Annotated in this window: 15 protein-coding genes and 1 tRNA gene; 12 read left to right on the plus strand and 4 right to left on the minus strand. The window is 68.4% G+C overall.

Annotated features, from left to right (window positions below; all coding sequences use genetic code 11):
- Positions 1-132 precede the first annotated feature (132 nt).
- Positions 133-1,215: a tyrosine-type recombinase/integrase gene (locus tag ACTHN1_RS00005; protein WP_440468935.1), complete on the plus strand. Its 1,083-nt coding sequence runs from the start codon at positions 133-135 to the stop codon at positions 1,213-1,215.
- Between the two features lie 76 nt (positions 1,216-1,291).
- Here the strand turns inward: ACTHN1_RS00005 and ACTHN1_RS00010 are convergent.
- The 3 genes from ACTHN1_RS00010 to dtd form a co-directional block, all read right to left on the minus strand.
- Positions 1,292-1,370 (minus strand) — tRNA-Ile (locus ACTHN1_RS00010).
- 7 nt (positions 1,371-1,377) lie between these two features.
- A complete protein-coding gene (gene rpoD, locus ACTHN1_RS00015; RefSeq protein WP_440468936.1) occupies positions 1,378-3,234 on the minus strand; it encodes an RNA polymerase sigma factor RpoD in 1,857 nt (618 codons plus the stop codon).
- A gap of 112 nt (positions 3,235-3,346) precedes the next feature.
- Entirely contained in the window at positions 3,347-3,787 is a 441-nt protein-coding gene (gene dtd, locus ACTHN1_RS00020) for a D-aminoacyl-tRNA deacylase (protein WP_440468937.1), read from the minus strand.
- A 52-nt stretch (positions 3,788-3,839) separates the two neighbouring features.
- On the opposite strand from dtd, the gene ACTHN1_RS00025 reads away from it, so the two are divergent.
- The 4 genes from ACTHN1_RS00025 to ACTHN1_RS00040 are packed head-to-tail and all read left to right on the plus strand — an operon-like array spanning position 3,840 to position 8,283.
- The gene (locus ACTHN1_RS00025) at positions 3,840-4,739 is read left to right on the plus strand and encodes a lauroyl acyltransferase (protein ID WP_440468938.1); all 900 of its coding nucleotides are present in this window, start codon (positions 3,840-3,842) and stop codon (positions 4,737-4,739) included.
- 45 nt (positions 4,740-4,784) lie between these two features.
- On the plus strand, positions 4,785-6,215 hold the full coding sequence (locus ACTHN1_RS00030; RefSeq protein ID WP_440468939.1) for a tetratricopeptide repeat protein: 1,431 nt from the start codon (positions 4,785-4,787) through the stop codon (positions 6,213-6,215).
- Complete coding sequence (locus ACTHN1_RS00035; RefSeq protein WP_440468940.1) at positions 6,215-6,748, plus strand: PH domain-containing protein; 534 nt, start codon at positions 6,215-6,217, stop codon at positions 6,746-6,748. The genes ACTHN1_RS00030 and ACTHN1_RS00035 overlap by 1 nt, the downstream gene beginning before the upstream one ends.
- Positions 6,745-8,283, plus strand: a complete 1,539-nt coding sequence (locus ACTHN1_RS00040) for a PH domain-containing protein (RefSeq protein WP_440468941.1) — start codon at positions 6,745-6,747, stop codon at positions 8,281-8,283. The genes ACTHN1_RS00035 and ACTHN1_RS00040 overlap by 4 nt, the downstream gene beginning before the upstream one ends.
- A gap of 4 nt (positions 8,284-8,287) precedes the next feature.
- Here ACTHN1_RS00040 and ACTHN1_RS00045 read toward each other — a convergent pair whose 3' ends face one another.
- On the minus strand, positions 8,288-9,352 hold the full coding sequence (locus tag ACTHN1_RS00045) for a CDP-glycerol glycerophosphotransferase family protein (RefSeq protein ID WP_440468983.1): 1,065 nt from the start codon (positions 9,350-9,352) through the stop codon (positions 8,288-8,290).
- Here ACTHN1_RS00045 and ACTHN1_RS00050 point away from each other — a divergent pair.
- From ACTHN1_RS00050 to ACTHN1_RS00080, 7 genes are all read left to right on the plus strand, one after another.
- Complete coding sequence (locus ACTHN1_RS00050; protein ID WP_440468984.1) at positions 9,348-10,160, plus strand: glycosyltransferase family 2 protein; 813 nt, start codon at positions 9,348-9,350, stop codon at positions 10,158-10,160. The two genes, ACTHN1_RS00045 and ACTHN1_RS00050, sit on opposite strands and share 5 nt — an antisense overlap.
- A 2-nt stretch (positions 10,161-10,162) precedes the next feature.
- Positions 10,163-12,091: an asparagine synthase (glutamine-hydrolyzing) gene (gene asnB / locus ACTHN1_RS00055; protein ID WP_440468942.1), complete on the plus strand. Its 1,929-nt coding sequence runs from the start codon at positions 10,163-10,165 to the stop codon at positions 12,089-12,091.
- A gap of 124 nt (positions 12,092-12,215) precedes the next feature.
- On the plus strand, positions 12,216-13,163 hold the full coding sequence (locus ACTHN1_RS00060; RefSeq protein WP_440468943.1) for a UDP-glucuronic acid decarboxylase family protein: 948 nt from the start codon (positions 12,216-12,218) through the stop codon (positions 13,161-13,163).
- A complete protein-coding gene (locus ACTHN1_RS00065) occupies positions 13,160-14,071 on the plus strand; it encodes a glycosyltransferase family 2 protein (protein WP_440468944.1) in 912 nt (303 codons plus the stop codon). The genes ACTHN1_RS00060 and ACTHN1_RS00065 overlap by 4 nt, the downstream gene beginning before the upstream one ends.
- A 187-nt stretch (positions 14,072-14,258) precedes the next feature.
- Positions 14,259-15,560: an O-antigen ligase family protein gene (locus tag ACTHN1_RS00070; protein WP_440468945.1), complete on the plus strand. Its 1,302-nt coding sequence runs from the start codon at positions 14,259-14,261 to the stop codon at positions 15,558-15,560.
- Positions 15,557-16,396 (plus strand): glycosyltransferase family 2 protein, encoded by an 840-nt coding sequence (locus ACTHN1_RS00075; RefSeq protein WP_440468946.1) that lies wholly within the window; start codon positions 15,557-15,559, stop codon positions 16,394-16,396. The genes ACTHN1_RS00070 and ACTHN1_RS00075 overlap by 4 nt, the downstream gene beginning before the upstream one ends.
- Positions 16,397-16,424: 28 nt before the next feature.
- Entirely contained in the window at positions 16,425-17,546 is a 1,122-nt protein-coding gene (locus ACTHN1_RS00080; protein ID WP_440468947.1) for a glycosyltransferase family 4 protein, read from the plus strand.
- Positions 17,547-17,551 lie beyond the last annotated feature (5 nt).

Consider the following 17,551-nt stretch of genomic DNA (forward strand, 5'->3'; position numbering starts at 1 on the left):
CCATGGCTACCCGGCGCACGTCAACCGGGCGGGCCGGGCTATAGTCGCGCGCAGCGCGGTGGAGCGCCGCCCCGCGCCCGTAGCCGAACCAGCCAACACCGAATGGACGCCTGACGCCTGGAGGGCATGAGCATGGGGCGCAAGCCTACCCGCAATCGCTTGCCGCCCGGCATGCGCGCGCGCCACCGCGGCGCCAAGACCTACTACTACTTCGACCTGGGCGGCAAGCCGCGCAAGGAAGAACCCCTCGGGTCCGACTTCATTGAGGCCATGCGCCGCTGGGGACAGCTCACGCAGCAGGCCGTCGGCGCCGCCGGCCAGGTCACTTTCCGCCAGGCAGCCAACCGGTACTTCGCCGATATCGTTCCGACCAAGGCATCCCGCACCCAGGACGGCAACAAGATCGAGCTGGACTTCCTGTGCGAAATTTTCGACAAGCCGCCCGTGCTGATGGAGCAAATCAAACCCGTGCACGTCACGCGCTACATCCGCTGGCGCATGGCGAAGTCGGCGGACTGGTTTCGAGAAAAGGGCCGGCCTGTGCCACCGGACGCCGGGCACGTCCGCGCCAATCGCGAGATCGCGCTCTTCAGCGCCATCTTCAACTACGCCCGGGAGATCGGCCTGACCGACGCCCCGAATCCGGCGCAGGGGGTGCGCAAGAACAAGGAGCGCGGCCGCGACACCTACGTCGAGGACGATGTCTTCGCGCGCGTGCACGGCGCAGCCGACGAGCCGTTGCGGGATGCCATGGACTTGGCCTACCTGGCCGGCCAGCGTCCGGCGGACACGCTGCGGTTTCTGGAAACCGATATTCGCGACGGGTTCCTGCACGTGCGCCAGGGCAAGACGGCCCACAAGCTGCGGATCGAGATCACGGGCGAGCTGGCGGTGGTCATCGATCGGATCCAGGCGAGAAAGACGCGCTACCGCGCCGAGAACAAGGTGGTGAGCATCTATTTGGTGGTCAACGAGTCTGGCTTGCCGCTTACTGCCGGCGCGCTTCGCGACCGGTTCGACAAGGCCCGCGAGGCCGCCGGCGTGCCCAAGGCTGCATTCCAATTTCGCGACCTGCGAGCTACGGCCGGCACCGACAAGACCGAAGCGGCCGGGGACATTCGACAGGCACAAAAGCAGCTCGGCCATGGCTCCGTAACGACCACCGAGAAGTATGTCAGGCGTCGTAAGGGAGACAAGGCAGCCCCAACGCGCTAATCGGAATTGCGGAAAAGTCTACCGATTGCGGAAAAGAAAACGGGCCTCGGATTGCTCCGAGACCCGCGTATTTCTTTGGTAGGCCCCCCGAGAGTCGAACTCGGCACCAACGGATTATGAGTCCGCTGCTCTAACCAGGCATGAGCTAGAGGCCCAGGAAATTTACTGCCCTTCCAGGAAGCTCTTCAGCTTGTCGGCCCGGCTGGGGTGACGCAGCTTGCGCAGCGCTTTAGCCTCTATTTGGCGGATGCGCTCGCGCGTGACGTCGAATTGTTTGCCCACTTCTTCCAGGGTCTGGTCGGTGCTCATTTCAATGCCGAAACGCATGCGCAGGACCTTGGCTTCACGCGGGGTGAGAGAGTCTAGCACTTCCTTGACGACATCGCGCATCGAACCATGCAGCGCCGCATCCGAAGGCGCCAGCGTGGACGTGTCTTCGATGAAATCGCCCAGGTGCGAATCGTCGTCGTCACCGATGGGCGTTTCCATGGAGATCGGTTCCTTGGCGATCTTCAGGATCTTGCGGATCTTGTCCTCGGGCATGTCCATCTTTTGCGCCAGGGTCGCGGGATCCGGCTCGGCGCCGGTTTCCTGCAGGATCTGGCGGCTGATGCGGTTCATCTTGTTGATCGTTTCGATCATGTGAACCGGAATACGGATGGTGCGCGCCTGGTCGGCGATGGAACGCGTGATGGCCTGACGGATCCACCACGTTGCGTAGGTCGAGAACTTGTAGCCGCGGCGGTATTCGAACTTGTCCACGGCCTTCATCAGGCCGATGTTGCCTTCCTGGATGAGGTCGAGGAACTGCAGGCCGCGGTTGGTGTACTTCTTGGCGATGGAGATCACCAGGCGCAGGTTGGCCTCGACCATCTCCTTCTTGGCCTTGCGGGCCTTGGCTTCGCCGTAGGCCATGGCGCGGCTGATTTCCTTGATCTCGGCCAGCGGCAGGTGCATCGCCTGTTCGACGGCGATGGTGGCTTCCTGCTCGGCGATGATCTGATCCTTCACTTCACGCAGGCCGGAGGACCACTTCTGCTTGCGCTTGAGGACTTCGTCCACCCAGCCCAGGTTGGTCTGGTTGCCTTCCCAGGCGCGCAGGAAGTCCTTGCGCGGCATCTTGGCGATGTTGGCCGACAGGTGCATCACGCGACGCTCGTGGTCCTTGATTTCGTTGACCACGTCGCGCAGCTTGCGGACCAGGGTGTCGGTCAGGGCCAGCGGCAGCTTGAGGGTGACGAAGACCTCGGCCATTTCGGCGCGGATCTTGGTGACGGCCTTGTTGTCCGGGCCGTTCTTGGCGTGCGCCTTCTTGAACTTGGCGTAGCCGTCGGCCAGCGCCTGCATGCGGCGGGCGACTTCTTCCGGATCCGGACCGGTGGGCGCCGCCTCTTCGGCCGCGTCGTCGCCACCCTCCTCTTCGTCGTCGTCGCTGTCGGCATCGCTGTCCGTGGCTTCGACGGCTTCCGGCACTTCTTCCACCGGTTCCTCGACATCGTTGAAGCCGACCACGACTTCGGCCAGGCGCTTCTTGCCGGTCTTGTGCAGTTCGTACTCTTCCAGCAGCAGTTCGATCGACCACGGGAAGTTGCCGAGCGAGGCCTGGACCTGGCCCAGGCCTTCCTCGATGCGCTTGGCGATGGCGATTTCGCCTTCGCGGGTCAGCAGCTCGACGGTGCCCATTTCGCGCATGTACATGCGCACCGGGTCGGTGGTGCGGCCACCTTCGGTGTCGAGCGAGGTCAGCGCGGCCGCGGCTTCCTCGGCCGCGGTCTCGTCGACTTCGCGGCCGCCGGTGTTGCCGTCGGACAGCAGCAGGGTTTCGGCATCGGGGGCGACTTCATGGACGTCGATGCCCATGCCGTTGATCATGCCGATGATGTCTTCGATCTGTTCCGGGTCGACCAGGTCGTCCGGCAGGTGATCGTTGACTTCGGCGTAGGTCAGGTAGCCCTGCTCAAGACCCTTGCTGATCAGCAGCTTGATTTCAGATTGTTGGGCAGGACGTTCGTTGGCCATGGAGGTTGCGCCACCGGCATGAGAGGAGGAAGGAACCTAGTATTATACCAGCCCGGACCAGCCACCGTCCCCGGAAACCCGGGAGGAAACGCTGTTCCCGCTTCCCTGAACGTCAGGGCCGCAGGAGGAAGGTCACAGGCCCGTCATTGACTAGGCTGACGACCATATGGGCACCGAAACGCCCGGTTTCCACCCCCGGGGCGTGTTTTTGCCGGCAGATTTCGACCAGACGGTTGAATCCCCGTTCAGCCTCCTCCGGCGGGGCCGCCGTGGTGAAGCTGGGACGCATCCCGGAACGGGTGTCGGCGGCCAGGGTGAACTGGCTGACCAGCAGCAGGCCGCCGCCGGTATCGGCCAGGGAGCGGTTCATCTTTCCCGCTTCGTCGGCGAACACCCGATAGCCCAGCAGGCGCTCGGCCATGCGCTGGAACTGCGGCTCGGCGTCGCCCGGCTCCACCGCCACCAGGGCCAGCAGGCCGCCGCCGATGGCGCCGATGGTTTCATCGTCCACGGTCACCGACGCCCGGGTGACCCGCTGTATCAAGGCAAGCATGCGGCCATGCTCGCGGCGCGGGCGGTCACGGTCAACCGCTAGACTGATCCGGATGAAGCCGCAGACCACCGCCCTCCTCCTCTACACCGCCATCGCCGGGTTCATGCGCCTGCCCTGGCCGCTGCTGCGCTGGCTGGGCGACCGGCTGGCGTGGCTATGGCGGCGTACCGACGCCAGAGAGAGCCGGGTGGCGCGGCGCAACCTGGAACTGGCCTTTCCGCACCTGGACGCCGTCGAACGCGAGGCGCTGCATCAGGACATCCTGCGCGCCACCACCCGACAACTGATGGAAACCCTGCGCTTCTGGACCCGGCCGCACGCGCAGAACCTGGCCTGCCTGCGCGAACTGCATGGCGTCGAACTGTACGACCAGGCCCGCGCCGCCGGCCGCAGCGTGATCATCGCCGCGCCCCACTACGGCAACTGGGAACTGCTGAACCAGTGGCTGGCCTCGCGCGGGCCATATGCGTTCGTGTACCGGGTGCCGGAGTCGCCGGTGGGCGATGCGTTCCTGCTGCGCGCGCGCGGCGCCGCCAACATCACCCAGGTGCGCGCCGAAGGCCCGGCGGTGCGCCAGTTGTGGAAGCAGCTCAAGGACGGCGGCGTGGTGGCGATCCTGCCGGATCAGCAACCCAAGGCCGGTGACGGCGAGTTCGCGCCGTTCTTCGGCGTGCAGGCGCTGACCATGACGCTGCTGTCGCGGCTGGCCGAGCGTACCGGCGCGGTGGTGCTGTTCGCCTGGTGCGAGCGGATCGGTCCCGGTCCCGATTTCGCCCTGCACATCGAACCGGCGGAACCGGCGATCGCCGATCCGGATCCGGTGGTCGCGGTCACCGCGCTCAATGCCGGCGTGGAGCGGATCACGCGCCGCGATCCGGCCCAGTACCAGTGGACGTACAAACGCTATACCCTGCGTCCTCCGGGCAGCGGCGAGGACAATCCTTACCTCTGAGCCCGCGGGACGATTCAAACGCGACAAGGGGAACACATGCGTGCAATGGGGTTATGGCTGGCGCTGTGGGCGGCGCCGGCGCTGGCGGCGGGCGACGATCTGGCCGAAATCAACGCGGTCAGCCGCGCCTGGGATCGCTATGCGCAACTGGTGAATGCGAACAAGCCGGAAAGCGCGGATCTGCTGGCAACGTCCAGCTTCGCTCATTTCGCATTCCTTCGCGACGCCGCGCTGTATGCCTCGGCCGAACAGTTGCGCCGGCTGCCTTCCGATGATCGCGTCAAGGTCTATCTGCTGCGCGCTGGCCAGGACGAAGCCGCGCTGAAGCAGCTGGACGGCGTGGCGGTGGCGCGGCTGTTCGCCAGCAAGGGCTGGATTGCGGTGCGCAGCGACGAGGAGAATGGTCCTGTCTCGCTGACCCATGTGACCGTGTCCGGCGATCATGCGGTGTCCGAGATCGGACCGCCGACCGAAACCAACTTCCAGTTCGGCCCGGATTTCGTGCGCGAGAAGGACGGCTGGAAATACCGGCTGGAATCCTCCGCCCTGGACGCCTCGGGCGCGTTCGATCAGGCCGCCGCCAAAGCCGGCGTCACCAACACGCAGATGACCGAGTTCGTGCTCGGCCGGATCCTGCAAGCCGATCCGCCGCGGCTGGCGGTGCTGGATCGCGCGCCGGTGGATAACGCCGCCGCGCGCATCCGCCTCAACGAGCAGTGGCCGGATTACGACACGGTGTTCCGCTTCCGGGTGGAAGCCCTGCAACGCAAGGCCGAGGCGGACGACAGCCTGGCCCAGTTGGCGATCGGCTCGATGATGCTGGACGACGAATCCAAGTATATGGCGCACGATCCGAAGAAGGCGCTGGAATGGCTGGAACGCGCCAGCAACAACGGCAACGCGCGCGCGGCGATGTTCACCGCGAGCCTGCTGATGCAGGACCCCGCGCAGTTCGGCGACGCCCACTACCGACGCATGCTGCCGCACCTGCAGCGCGCGGCCAATGCCTCCAACGGCATGGCGATGGTGGAGCTGTCGCACTTCTACGTCGAAGGCCTGGCCGGGCTTCCCCGTGACTGCAAGCAGGCCGCCGACTGGCAGGCGCGCGCGGAGGAAGCGGGCATCGAGCATGCGCGCAACGAACAGGTGTGGACACTGGCGACCTGCCCGATTCCCGCGCAGCGCGATCCCGCGCGTGCGCTGGAACTGGCGCAGTTCATGATCGAACGCAAGGACAAACTGTCCTCGGGCGAACTGGATACCGTCGCCGCGGCCTTCGCCGCCAATAGCAAGTTCGATCAGGCGGTGGCCTACCAGACAGAAGCGGTGGCCAAGGCCCCCGAGGAATTCACCGACCGCAAGACGCGGGCCGCGACCATCAAGCGCATGAAGGGCCGGCTAGCCGACTACCGCAAAGGTCGCGATTACGTGCTCGACTACAGCATGTACGAAGAGGCGAAAGCGGGGACCCGTTGATGAGCGAAACACCCACCGACACGCCGCCCGCGCCGCCGACCACGCCCCCCGGCCTGGTGGCGGACATCGCGCCGGACTGGCAGCCGCTGCCGCCGCGCGGCGCGTGGCTGGCCGCGCTGGGCGGCGTGATGCTGGGCATTCCGCTGGCGGTGGGCGCCGTGTTCGCCAGCAAGGCGTCGGGAATGATGTCGCCATGGCTGGCCGCGCCCGCCGCGCTGTTGATCGGCGCCGCGCTGGGCGCGTGGCTGAGCGTGCGCCGGCACCTGCGCACGCGCTGGAAGCTGGATGACGCCGGCTTCGCGGTGCGGCGCGGCAACTGGTGGCAGAGCGAAACGCTGGTGCCGATTTCGCGCGTGCAGCACCTGGATCTGAAGCGCGGACCGCTGGAACGCGGCCTGGGCCTGGCCACCCTGGTGGTGCACACCGCCGGCACCCGCCAGGCCACCGTGAACGTGCAGGCGCTGGACGCCGCCGACGCCGAGCGCCTGCGCGATCGGCTGGCCCGGCAACTCGACGTCGACGACGCGCTGTGAGCATTCCCGAACTTCCGCCGCCCCTCCCCGCTGGCGATGCGCCGACGGCGGTTGAGCAGCGGCTGCATCCCTGGTCGTGGCTGTTCGTGCTGGTCCAGCAGCTCAAGCAGTTCATCCTGCCGTTGATCGCGCTGGTGGTGTTCGGCGGTCGCGGCGATCCCGACAACCTGTGGGCGAACCTGGGCCCGGTGATCGCGGTCGGCGTGCTGGTGGTGCTGTCGGTGGTCCAGTACTTCACCTACCGCTACCGGATCGGCCGCGACGGCCTGACCATCCGCAGCGGCTGGCTGCACCGCAGCCTGCGCGAGATTCCCTTCGCCCGCATCCACAACGTGGGCATCCACCAGTCGCTGCTGCATCGCCTGTTCCAGGTGGCGGAAGTGCGGCTGGAATCGGCCGGCGGACAGAAGCCCGAGGCGGAGATGCGGGTGCTGAGCCTGCCGGCGGCCACCGCGCTGGAGAATCTGATCCGCCATCGCGGACAGGCCACGCCCGTGTCGACGAGCGATCCGTTGGCCCCCGCGTCGAGCACGCTGCTGGCGCTGCCGCTGGCGGAAGTGATCCGGTTGGGTGTGGCCTCCAACCGCGGCATGGTCGTGGTGGCGGCGGCATTCGGCCTGGCCTGGCAGGTGCTGCCCGACAGGATGATGGCGCGCCTGGTGCAGCGCTATTCGCGCGAAGCCTTTGGCTATGCGAGCCATCTGGAATGGACCTGGCAGAGCGGCGTGCTTGCCGCGCTGGCGGTGGTCGCGCTGGTGCTGCTGCTGACCCGCCTGCTGTCGGTGCTGCTGGCGCTGGTGCAGTTCCATGGCTTCCGCCTGAGCGAGGCCGATCGCCGGCTGACGGTTGAACGCGGCCTGCTCACCCGCATGCGCAACAGCGTGGCGCGCCGGCGCATCCAGGCCTGGACGCTGCACGAAGGCGTGGTCCAGCGCTGGCTGAAGCGACGAAGCCTGCACATCGATACTGCGGTCGCCACCCGCGGCGAACACGACGATGGCCGCGCGCTCAAAGTGCTCGCGCCGATCGCCACGCCGGACACCTGCGAGCAGCTCATCCGTCACCTGCTGCCGCATTCTCCATGGCCGCCGGCGCAATGGCATCCACTGCCGGCCAACGCGGCCTGGCGGCTCGGTTTGCCCGGGCTGATCCTGTTTCCGTTGGTGGCCATCGCGCTGGTGGTCGCGTTCGGCGCCTGGGGCTGGCTGGCCCTGCTGGGGTGTCCGCTGACGGCCTGGGCAGCCTGGCAGAACGCGCGCCGTGCCGGCTATGCCGCCGGCGAGGAGATGATCGCGGTGCGCGGCGGCTGGTGGTGGCGCTGGTGGCGGTTCGCCGAGGTCGACAAGCTGCAGGCCCTGCGCCTCGCCCGTTCGCCCGTGGATCGCTGGCTGGGCACCGCGACGCTGTGGCTGGATACCGCCGGCGATCGCGGCCTGGGTCCGCCGCTGCGCCTGCGCTTCCTGCCCGAATCCGAAGCGCGGGCGATCCACCAGCGCCTGGCCGAAGCCCTGTCGCGCCGCCGCCTGCGCTGGTGAGCGCTCAGCGCGCGGCCGGTCCCCAGTAACCGAGGTCCTTGCGGATCTGCAGATGCCGCAGCAGGCCGCCCAGCGGCTTGCGCGCCAGCGGCCCCAGCTCGCCGCGCAGCAGGCGCTCGGTGGCGACCATCACCCGCTGCGAGGAGTGCCCGTCGTGATACGGATGGATCGCGGTGGCGTAGTCGGCCAGCGCGGCGCGCAGCGCTTCGTCCGGGGCGAACGCGCGCGCCAGCATTTCCGGCAGGCGCGCCGGATCGTCGAAATCGATCATGTGCGGCTTGGGCGCGCGATTGCGGAAGGTCACCACCGGCTTGCGCTGGACCACGAACTCGCTGACCACCGAGGTGGTGTCGGCGACCAGCACGTCGGCGGCGCGTTCCGCGCTGATCAGGTCCTCGGTCTCGACGAACACCGCGTTGGCGCCGGCCAGCGCGCGGTAACGCGCGAACAGTTCCGGCGCGCATTTGGGATGCAGGGTCAGCAGCCAGAAACGCTCGCCGGCCGCGACCTGCGCGGCGATGGCGTCATGCAGGTGCGGCGCCGCGCTCAGGCGCTCGGTGAAGGTCGAGGCGAACATCACCACCGGCCGGCCGCCGGCCTGCTCACGCCACTGCCGCGACAGCGCGTCCTCCGGTCCGAACAGCGGATCCAGCTTGGGCCAACCGGTCTCCACCACCTTGAAATGCCGCGCCTCGCGCGCCAGCGCCTCGAACGGCGCGGTGGTCGCCGGTCCCTGCGTGCAGTACAGATCGAACATGCCGCGCACCCGGAAGTGTCCCCGGGCGGCGTCGCGCTTCTCCACGTTGAAGCCATGGAACAGCTGCACCTTGGCGCCGGATACGAACGTGGGCACCCAGTTGGCGGCGCTGAACACCGCGCGCGGACGCAGATCAACCGCCTGGCGAGGGCCGTCGATCATCCGTACCGGCGCGGGCAGGCGCGCGCCCGCCGCGCCGTCGACGAACCAGGCGTGCACGCCGTGACCGGCGGCTTGCAGCGCATCGGCCAGCGGCTGCAAGATGGGCAGCGCATAGCGTTCCGTCGCAAACAACAGGTAATCCGCCATCAACGCCTCCTCGAACCACCGGGTCCCGATTTCGGCCTGCATTATCGCGTTTAACGAAGCGGACCGCATCGGCGACTGCCTGGCCTCGCTGGCGTTCTGCGACGAGATCGTGGTGGTGGATTCGTATTCCACCGACGCCACCGTGGCGATCGCGCGGGCGGCGGGCGCGCGGGTGCTGCAACGGCCGTTCGACGGTTTCCGCAGCCAGAAGCAGTTCGCGGTCGAACAGGCCAGCCATGACTGGGTGTTGTGCCTGGACGCGGACGAGCGGGTGGACGACACGCTGCGCACAGCCATCGAATCGGCGCGCGATGCGGGCTTCGACGCCGCCGGCTACCGGTTCGCCCGGCTGTCGGACTATTTCGGGCGTTTCCTGCGCCACGGCAACGCCTATCCGGATCGGGTGCTGCGCCTGTTCGATCGCCGTCGCGGCGGCTGGCGCGGCAAGCGCGAGGTGCACGAGGCCGCCAGCGTGGACGGCGCGGTGAAGACCCTGCGCGGCGATCTGATCCATTACCCGTACCGCTCGCTCGAACAACAGTTGATCAAGACCCAGCGCTACGCGCGGATGATGGCCGAGCACGATTTCGCGCGCGGCAAGCGCGCCACCCTCGCCAAACTGGTGCTGTCGCCGGCCTGGCGTTTCTGGCGCGGCTACGTCCTGCGCGGCGGCTTCCTCGACGGCTGGCACGGCCTGATCTACGCCTACGTGCGTGCCAACTACGTGCGCCAGAAGACCATCATGCTGTGGCTGTTGCAGAACGGACAGCCGGTGGTCACGCCCGCATCCCCCGAACAGAACAAGGCCTGACCATGTGCGGCATCGCAGGCGCCTGGTCGCCCCAACCGCGTGGCGACGCGGACGAACTCCACGCCCTCGGCCGGCGCATGGGCCTGGCCATCGCCCATCGCGGTCCGGATGACAGCGGCACCTGGGTGGACGCCGAGGCCGGCCTGGTGCTTTCGCACCGGCGCCTGTCGATCCTGGACCTGAGCCCGGAAGGCCACCAGCCGATGGTGTCGGCCGACGGCCGCTGGGTGATCGCCTTCAACGGCGAGATCTACAACCACGCCGCGCTGCGCGCGGAACTGGAGTCGCTGGGGCACGCTTTCCGCGGGCACTCCGACACCGAAGTGCTGCTGGCGGCGATTGCGCAGTGGGGCGTGCAGGCGGCGCTGGAGCGCGGCAACGGCATGCTGGCGCTCGCCGCCTGGGATCGTCGCGAACGCACGCTGTGGCTGGCCCGGGATCGGGTTGGCAAGAAACCGCTGTATTACGGCTGGACCAGCGAGGGCACGCTGGTGTTCGGCAGCGAACTGTCCGCGCTGTGCGCCCATCCGGGCCTGCGCACGGACGTGAATCCCGATGCGCTGGCGCTGCTGCTGCGGCTGGACTACATCCCCGCGCCGTACGCGATCCTGCGCGGCGTGCACAAGCTGCCGGCCGGCACCCTGCTGCGCCTGGATCCGCCGGCGCTGATGGCGGGCGACGCCGGCCATGATCCGATCCGCGCGCCGCGGCACTGGTGGAACGCGCGCCAACGCCAGGAAGCCGCCATCGCCGATGGCTTCGCGGGCGACGAGGACGCCGCGCTGGACGCGCTGGACGCCCTGCTCCGCGACGCGGTCGGCCTGCGGATGGAAGCGGACGTGCCGCTGGGGGCATTCCTGTCCGGCGGCACCGACTCTTCACTGGTCACCGCGCTGATGCAGGCGCAGTCCACGCGCCCGGTGCGCAGCTTTTCGATCGGCTTCGACAACACCGACCATGACGAGAGCGCCTACGCCGCCGCGGTGGCGCGGCACCTGGGCACCGATCACACCGAACTGCATGCCGATGGGCGCGCGGCGCTGGACCTGGTGCCGGACATGGCGCGGATGTTCGACGAACCCTTCGCCGATTCCTCGCAGCTGCCGACCGCGCTGCTGTGCCGGCTGGCCCGTCAGCACGTGACGGTGGCGCTGTCGGGCGACGGCGGCGACGAACTTTTCTTCGGCTACAGCCGCTACCTGCGCGCGCTGCGCAACGATGCCCGGCTGTCACGGCTGCCGCGACGTCTGCTGGCGCGCCTGGCCGGCAATCCCGGCGAGCGCTCGCGGCTGGGCGGCCTGGCCGCCGCGCGCGCGGAACTGGCCACCGGCGATCTGCAGGGCGTCGCCCTGCAACGGGTCAGCCGCTGGCGACGGCCGGAACAGGTCGTGCGCGGCGCGCGCCGCGCGATCACCGCCTACGACGATCCCGCCGCGCTGCCGGCCAACGGCGGTCCCGCCGATCATCTGATGGCGCTGGATTTCGCCTGTTACCTGCCCGAGGACATCCTGACCAAGGTCGATCGCGCGAGCATGGCGGTGGCCCTGGAGGCGCGCGCGCCGCTGCTGGACTGGCGGGTGGTGGAGTTCGCCTGGTCGCTGCCGCTGGCGATGAAGTACCACGACGGCCAGCTCAAGCATCTGCCCAAGCGCCTGCTGGAACGCTACCTGCCCGCCTCGCTGGTGCATCGGCCGAAGTCGGGCTTCGGCGCGCCGGTCGGCGACTGGCTGCGCGGTCCGCTGCGCGACTGGGCCGAGGCCCAGTTGGACGAGCGCCGCCTGCGCGAGGAAGGCCATTTCGATCCGGCGCCGATCCGCGCGATCTGGCGAGAATTCCAGGCCGGCCAGCGCAAGTGGCACACCCACCTGTGGGGCGTGCTGATGTTCCAGGCCTGGCGTGAGCGCCTGACGGCCATACGCCCGACGCCGTGAAGAGGTCCACGCGCATCCGCGTGGCCTCCCTTCCCCGGCACCGACCCAGCCATGACAATATGCGCCTGCCCGGCGGGCCACCGCGTGGCCGCTGGCGGCGTTCTTCCTTCTTCGAGAGTGGTTCATGCAGCGCATTCTGATCACCGGCGGCGCCGGCTTCCTGGGTTCCCACCTGTGCGATCGCCTGATCGGGGACGGACACGACGTCCTGTGCGCGGACAACTTCTTCACCGGCAGCAAGCGCAACGTCGCCCATCTGCTCAACCATCCCTACTTCGAGCTGATGCGGCATGACGTGACCTTCCCGCTGTACGTGGAAGTAGACCGCATCTACAACCTCGCCTGCCCGGCCTCTCCGATCCACTACCAGCACGATCCGGTGCAGACCACCAAGACCAGCGTGCACGGCGCGATCAACATGCTCGGCTTGGCCAAGCGGCTGGACGCGCGCATCCTGCAGGCCTCCACCAGCGAGGTGTATGGCGATCCGGAAGTGCATCCGCAGACCGAGGGTTACTGGGGACGGGTGAATCCGATCGGCCTGCGCAGCTGCTACGACGAGGGCAAGCGCTGCGCCGAGACCCTGTTCTTCGACTACCACCGCCAGCACGATCTGGACATCAAGGTGGTGCGCATCTTCAACACCTACGGCCCGCGCATGCATCCCAACGACGGCCGGGTGGTCAGCAATTTCATCGTGCAGGCGCTGCGCGGCGAGGACATCACCATCTACGGCGATGGCAGCCAGACCCGCAGCTTCTGCTACGTGGATGACCTGGTCGAGGTGATCGTGCGGATGATGGATACCGAGCGCGGCTTCACCGGCCCGGTAAACATCGGCAATCCCGGCGAGTTCACCATGCTGGAGCTGGCGGAGAAGGTGCTCAGCCTGGTCGGAGGGACCTCGCGACTGGTGTTCCAGCCGCTGCCCTCCGATGATCCGAAGCAGCGCCAGCCGGACATCACGCTGGCCCGGGAAAAGCTGGGCTGGGAGCCGAAGGTGGCGCTGGAGGACGGCCTGAAGGAAACCATCGGCTACTTCCGCAAACTGCTGGTCGAGGGCCAGGCATGACCCGCTTCGCGGTCATCATCACCAACTACAACTACGCCCGCTTCGTGATCGAGGCGGTCGACGGCGTGCTGGCGCAGAGCCGGCGCGCGGCGCAGATCCTGGTGGTCGACGACGGTTCGACCGATGGCTCGCAGGCCCTGCTGACCGGACACTACGGCGGCCATCCCGGCGTGACCCTGCTGTTCGGCGAGAACGGCGGCCAGCTGGCGGCCTTCCAGCGCGGCGTGGCCGCCGTGGAGGCCGACGTGGACGTGGTCTGCTTCCTCGACGCCGACGATCGCTGGCAACCGGACTATCTGGAAAAGATCGGCGCGATCTACGACCAGCGCAAGGATGTGGGTTTCGTGTTCTCCGACATCGACCTGTTCGGCAACGAGGAAGGCCGCATCGGCTTTGCCCGGCAGCCGCTCGATCTCGGCTACACCGCCATCAGCACCTACGCGTTGACCTACTGGTACGGCGCGCCGACCTCGGCGCTGTCGCTGCGGCTGCGCTATGCGCGCCTGTGCATGGATCTGCCGCCGCAGATCAGCGCGACCTGGCGGATTTCCGCCGACAACTGCCTGGTGTTCGGCGCCAGCATCTTCGGCGCGCGCAAGTATTTCCTGCCGACCGGCCAGGTCGGCTATCGCATCCACGGCAACAACGGCTGGTGGGCGCAGCAGAACCGGACCACCACCTTCCTGGGCCTGCTGCAGTCGCGCGGCCTGATCGCGCACTACGCCCGCGCCGCCGGCATGGACGACTCCTGCCTGGAACTGGCCAAGCTGGAGTACCGGACCAAGCCGGATCCGGACTGGGCCGAGGCGCGGCGCTACATCGACGTGTGCTGGCGCGCGCGCCTGCCCTGGTGGAAGCGGCTGGAGCGCATCCTGAGCATCGTCCGCAGCCGCAAGCGCAAAGGCTAGGCGGCATCACGATCTGTGATGTTCATGTTCACCGCCCGGATGCCGCGGGCGGACAATCGGTCGGGTCTTCGCTTGGTCCGCAAGCGTAGCTTGCCTTACGCTTGGCAAGTCGCCCCCCAGCCGCTGCCGGACGCCGTGTTTGCCCTCCCGACATCTTCCCTCGACACCCGCACCTGACGCCGCACCGGTGCCTCCCCGCCGCGCCGCGTCGCTGTCCCGTGTCCCCGCCCCGGACACGGACGCCGAAGCGCCGACGCCCGGCCTCGCCGCGCGCGACACCGCGCCGACGGCGGGTGCCGCGCATGCGCACGCGGTCGGCGTCGAAACCGCCCAGCGCTGGCGCAATCTGCTGTGCGTCGGACTGATGGCGTTGATCGCCGGCATGTGCGCGCTGCCTGCGGGTCCGTCGTTCAATCCCGGCAAGCCTTACCAGTACCTGCTGGTGCTGACCCTGTACCTGCCGGCCCTGATCCTGGGGTTCTCGCGGTTCGAGCGCTGGCGCGAACTGGCGCGCCGGCCGTTGATGCCGTGGCTGATGGCGCTGTTCGTCTGGTCCACGATCAGTCTGGCCTGGACCAATGCCTCGCGTCCGCTGGATGAAATCCTGCGCACCCTCAGCGTCCTGGTGTTCCTGTTCGCGTGGATGCATGGCGTCGGCGCCGATCCGCGCCGGCAACGCGGGATGCTGGTGACCGGCGCCGGCGTGCTCGCGGTGACCGCGGTGGCGGCGATGATCCGGTTCGCGGTGCAACCGCCGCCGGACGGCCGCGTGATCGGATTCGGCGTGATGGCCAATGCCAACCTGATCGCCGCGGCGATGGGCGCCGGCTTCCTGTGGCTGTGGCCGTGGCGTTTCCAGGCGCGCTGGCAACGCCTGCTGAAATGGCTGGCGATGGCGGCGATGGTGGCCTGCCTGGTGCTCGCCGATTCCCGCAGCGCGTGGGCCGCGCTGTTCGGCGCGGTGTTCGTGCTGCTCGCCATCCGCAGGAACGAACGCGCCTGGCAGCGCCTGCTCGGCCTGGGCGTGGTCGCGCTGGGCGTGGCGGCCGCGGCCTATCCGGAACTGAGCGAGCGTGGCTGGTCGTTCCGCCCGCAGATCATGCAGTACGCCTGGGCGCTGTTCGAACAGCATCCCTGGCTGGGCTTGGGCCAGGGCGCGCGCTTCACCATTCCGGTCCAGGGCGGCATGGGCATGGATCAGGTCCACACCCACAACCTGTTCACCCAGGTCGCGGTGGAAATCGGCCTGCCGGGCCTGCTGCTGTGGTCGATCGTCTGGCTGGGGCTGGGCTGGCGCGCCTGGCGGCATCGCGACGATGCGATCGGCCGGGTGGTGCTGGCGCTGTGGGTGTTCGCCAGCGTGATGGTGCAGTTCGATCTGCCGCACCTGATTGACAGCCCCCGCCCGGGTTGGCTGATCATCTGGTTGCCGTTGGCCCTGAGCCTGTCGTTGCCCGCGGCGTCCACCGGCCCGCCGCGCACTCGATGAAGATCTCCCTCGCGATCCTGACCTACAACTGGCCCGAAGCCCTGGAAAGGGTGCTGGAAAGCGTCGCCGCCCAGCGTCGGATGCCCGACGAGATATTGATTGCCGATGACGGCTCCCGTCCCGACACGGCCGAGGTCGTTGCCCGTTGGCGGCAGGTGCTGCCGGTCCCGGTGCGTCATCTGTGGCAGGAGGATCGCGGCTTCCGCGCGGCGCGCTGCCGCAACCGCGCCATCGCCGCCAGCCGTGGCGACTACGTGGTGCTGCTGGATGGCGACATGATCCTGCACCCGGACTTCATCGGCGACCACGAACGCCTGGCCGAACCCGGCTTCTTTCTGCAGGGCGGGCGGCTCAAGGCCACCGTCGCCGAGAGCGAGCGCCTGCTGGCCGGCGGCCGGCCGGTGTTCGCGCCTTGGGTCAAGGCGGACTTCGACGAGTTCGATGGCACCCGCCGGCTCTACGCCTTCCGCCAGCCCTGGCTGGCGCGCTGGAAGGCGCGTTCGCGCAACGGCGGCCGCGTGATGAGCTGCAACATGAGTTTCTGGCGCGCGGATCTGCTCGAGGTCAACGGCTTCGACGAGCGCATGGAAGGCTATGGCGCCGAGGATCGCGAGCTCGCCGCGCGGCTGGAAAACACCGGCCTGCGCCGGCGCGCGCTCAAGTGGGCCGCGCTGGCCGTGCACCTGTGGCACAACTCGCGCGCCCCGCCCGACGTGGACGACATGAGCCTGCCCAACAACCGCCTGTTCCACGCCACCCGCATGCAGAAGATCACCCGATGCGAGCGCGGCATCGACGGCCATCCCGAGTTGTTGCAGGATCCCGTGGTCCCCTAGTCGGCCGACCACGGCGCCCGCATTGTCGATGAAGCTGCTCTACACCAATTTCCACAGCGGCAGCGGCGGCGGCCACACCACCTACATCCGCGAACTGGCGCGCGCGCTCGGACCGCGGCACGAGGTCCATGTCGCCGCCCCTGCCGGCAGTCGCCTGCTGGCCGAAGCCGCGGCGCTGCCCGGCGTGCGCACGCTCGCGCAGCCGTTTCCCAACGGCCTGCGCCGGTGGCGCGAACGCGCGCGCGCCATCCGCCAGCTGCATGACTACCTGCGCGCGAACGGGTTCGACATCGTGCACGTGAACGGTTCGGCCGATCACCGCATCGTCATCGCCGCGCTGCGCGGCATATCGCCGCGTCCGCGCGTCGTCCTGACCAAGCACAACACCAAGCCGATGGGCGGACTGCAACACGTCTGGCGCGCGCGTTTCCACACCGACAAGGCGATTGCGGTGTGCGAGTACGTGCGCCACCAGCTCGACGCCACGCCCTACCGCGCCTGCCACCCGCAGACGGTCTACAACGGCGTGGATACCGCGCATTTCGCCCCCTGGCCGGCGGCGGACGCGCGCGCGCAGCGGGCACGCTTCGCGCCGGAGGCGGACGCGCTGCTGATCGGCAGCAGCGCCGGCACCGCCGACTACAAGGGCTGGACGGACCTGGTCGCCGCGCTGGGCCTGCTGTCCGCCGACGAGCGCCGCCGCGTGCAGGTGGTGATCGCGGGTCAGCCGCCCTCGGCGCGCCAGCTCGCGATCGTGCGCGAGGCCGGACTCGACGCGCAGTTCCACTTCCCCGGCCTGCTGGAAGACGTGCGTCCGGTCATCGCCGCGCTTGATGCCGGTTTCGTGCTGTCGCACGACATCGAGACCATCTCCTTCGCCTGCCGCGAAATGATGGCGATGGGCAAGCCGGTGATGGTGACCGATTACGCCGGCCTGCCGGAGAACCTGCATCCCGGCGAAGATGGTTGGGTGGTGCCGGTACACGGTCACGCCGCCATGGCGGCGACCCTGCGCTGGATGCTCCAGCACCGCGACGCGCTGGCCGGCATGGGAGCCGCCGCGCGCTCGCACGCACTCGCCGAATTCGGCATCGAACGCTTCGCCGACGCCACCGAGGCGGTTTACCGGGCCTTGCCGGCGAAGCGCTGATGGTC

The sequence above is a fragment of the Pseudoxanthomonas sp. genome, assembly GCF_051953815.1.
GTDB lineage: Bacteria > Pseudomonadota > Gammaproteobacteria > Xanthomonadales > Xanthomonadaceae > Pseudoxanthomonas_A.

Bases quoted from the DNA above. Each gene is read 5' to 3' on its own strand.
- ACTHN1_RS00030 (WP_440468939.1), top strand. From the start codon at position 4,785: ATGGGGTTATGGCTGGCGCTGTGGGCGGCGCCGGCGCTGGCGGCGGGC.
- ACTHN1_RS00025 (WP_440468938.1), top strand. From the start codon at position 3,840: ATGAAGCCGCAGACCACCGCCCTCCTCCTCTACACCGCCATCGCCGGG.
- ACTHN1_RS00035 (WP_440468940.1), top strand. From the start codon at position 6,215: ATGAGCGAAACACCCACCGACACGCCGCCCGCGCCGCCGACCACGCCC.
- ACTHN1_RS00060 (WP_440468943.1), top strand. From the start codon at position 12,216: ATGCAGCGCATTCTGATCACCGGCGGCGCCGGCTTCCTGGGTTCCCAC.
- ACTHN1_RS00080 (WP_440468947.1), top strand. From the start codon at position 16,425: ATGAAGCTGCTCTACACCAATTTCCACAGCGGCAGCGGCGGCGGCCAC.
- rpoD (WP_440468936.1), bottom strand. From the start codon at position 3,234: ATGGCCAACGAACGTCCTGCCCAACAATCTGAAATCAAGCTGCTGATC.
- asnB (WP_440468942.1), top strand. From the start codon at position 10,163: ATGTGCGGCATCGCAGGCGCCTGGTCGCCCCAACCGCGTGGCGACGCG.
- dtd (WP_440468937.1), bottom strand. From the start codon at position 3,787: ATGCTTGCCTTGATACAGCGGGTCACCCGGGCGTCGGTGACCGTGGAC.
- ACTHN1_RS00065 (WP_440468944.1), top strand. From the start codon at position 13,160: ATGACCCGCTTCGCGGTCATCATCACCAACTACAACTACGCCCGCTTC.
- ACTHN1_RS00005 (WP_440468935.1), top strand. From the start codon at position 133: ATGGGGCGCAAGCCTACCCGCAATCGCTTGCCGCCCGGCATGCGCGCG.
- ACTHN1_RS00075 (WP_440468946.1), top strand. From the start codon at position 15,557: ATGAAGATCTCCCTCGCGATCCTGACCTACAACTGGCCCGAAGCCCTG.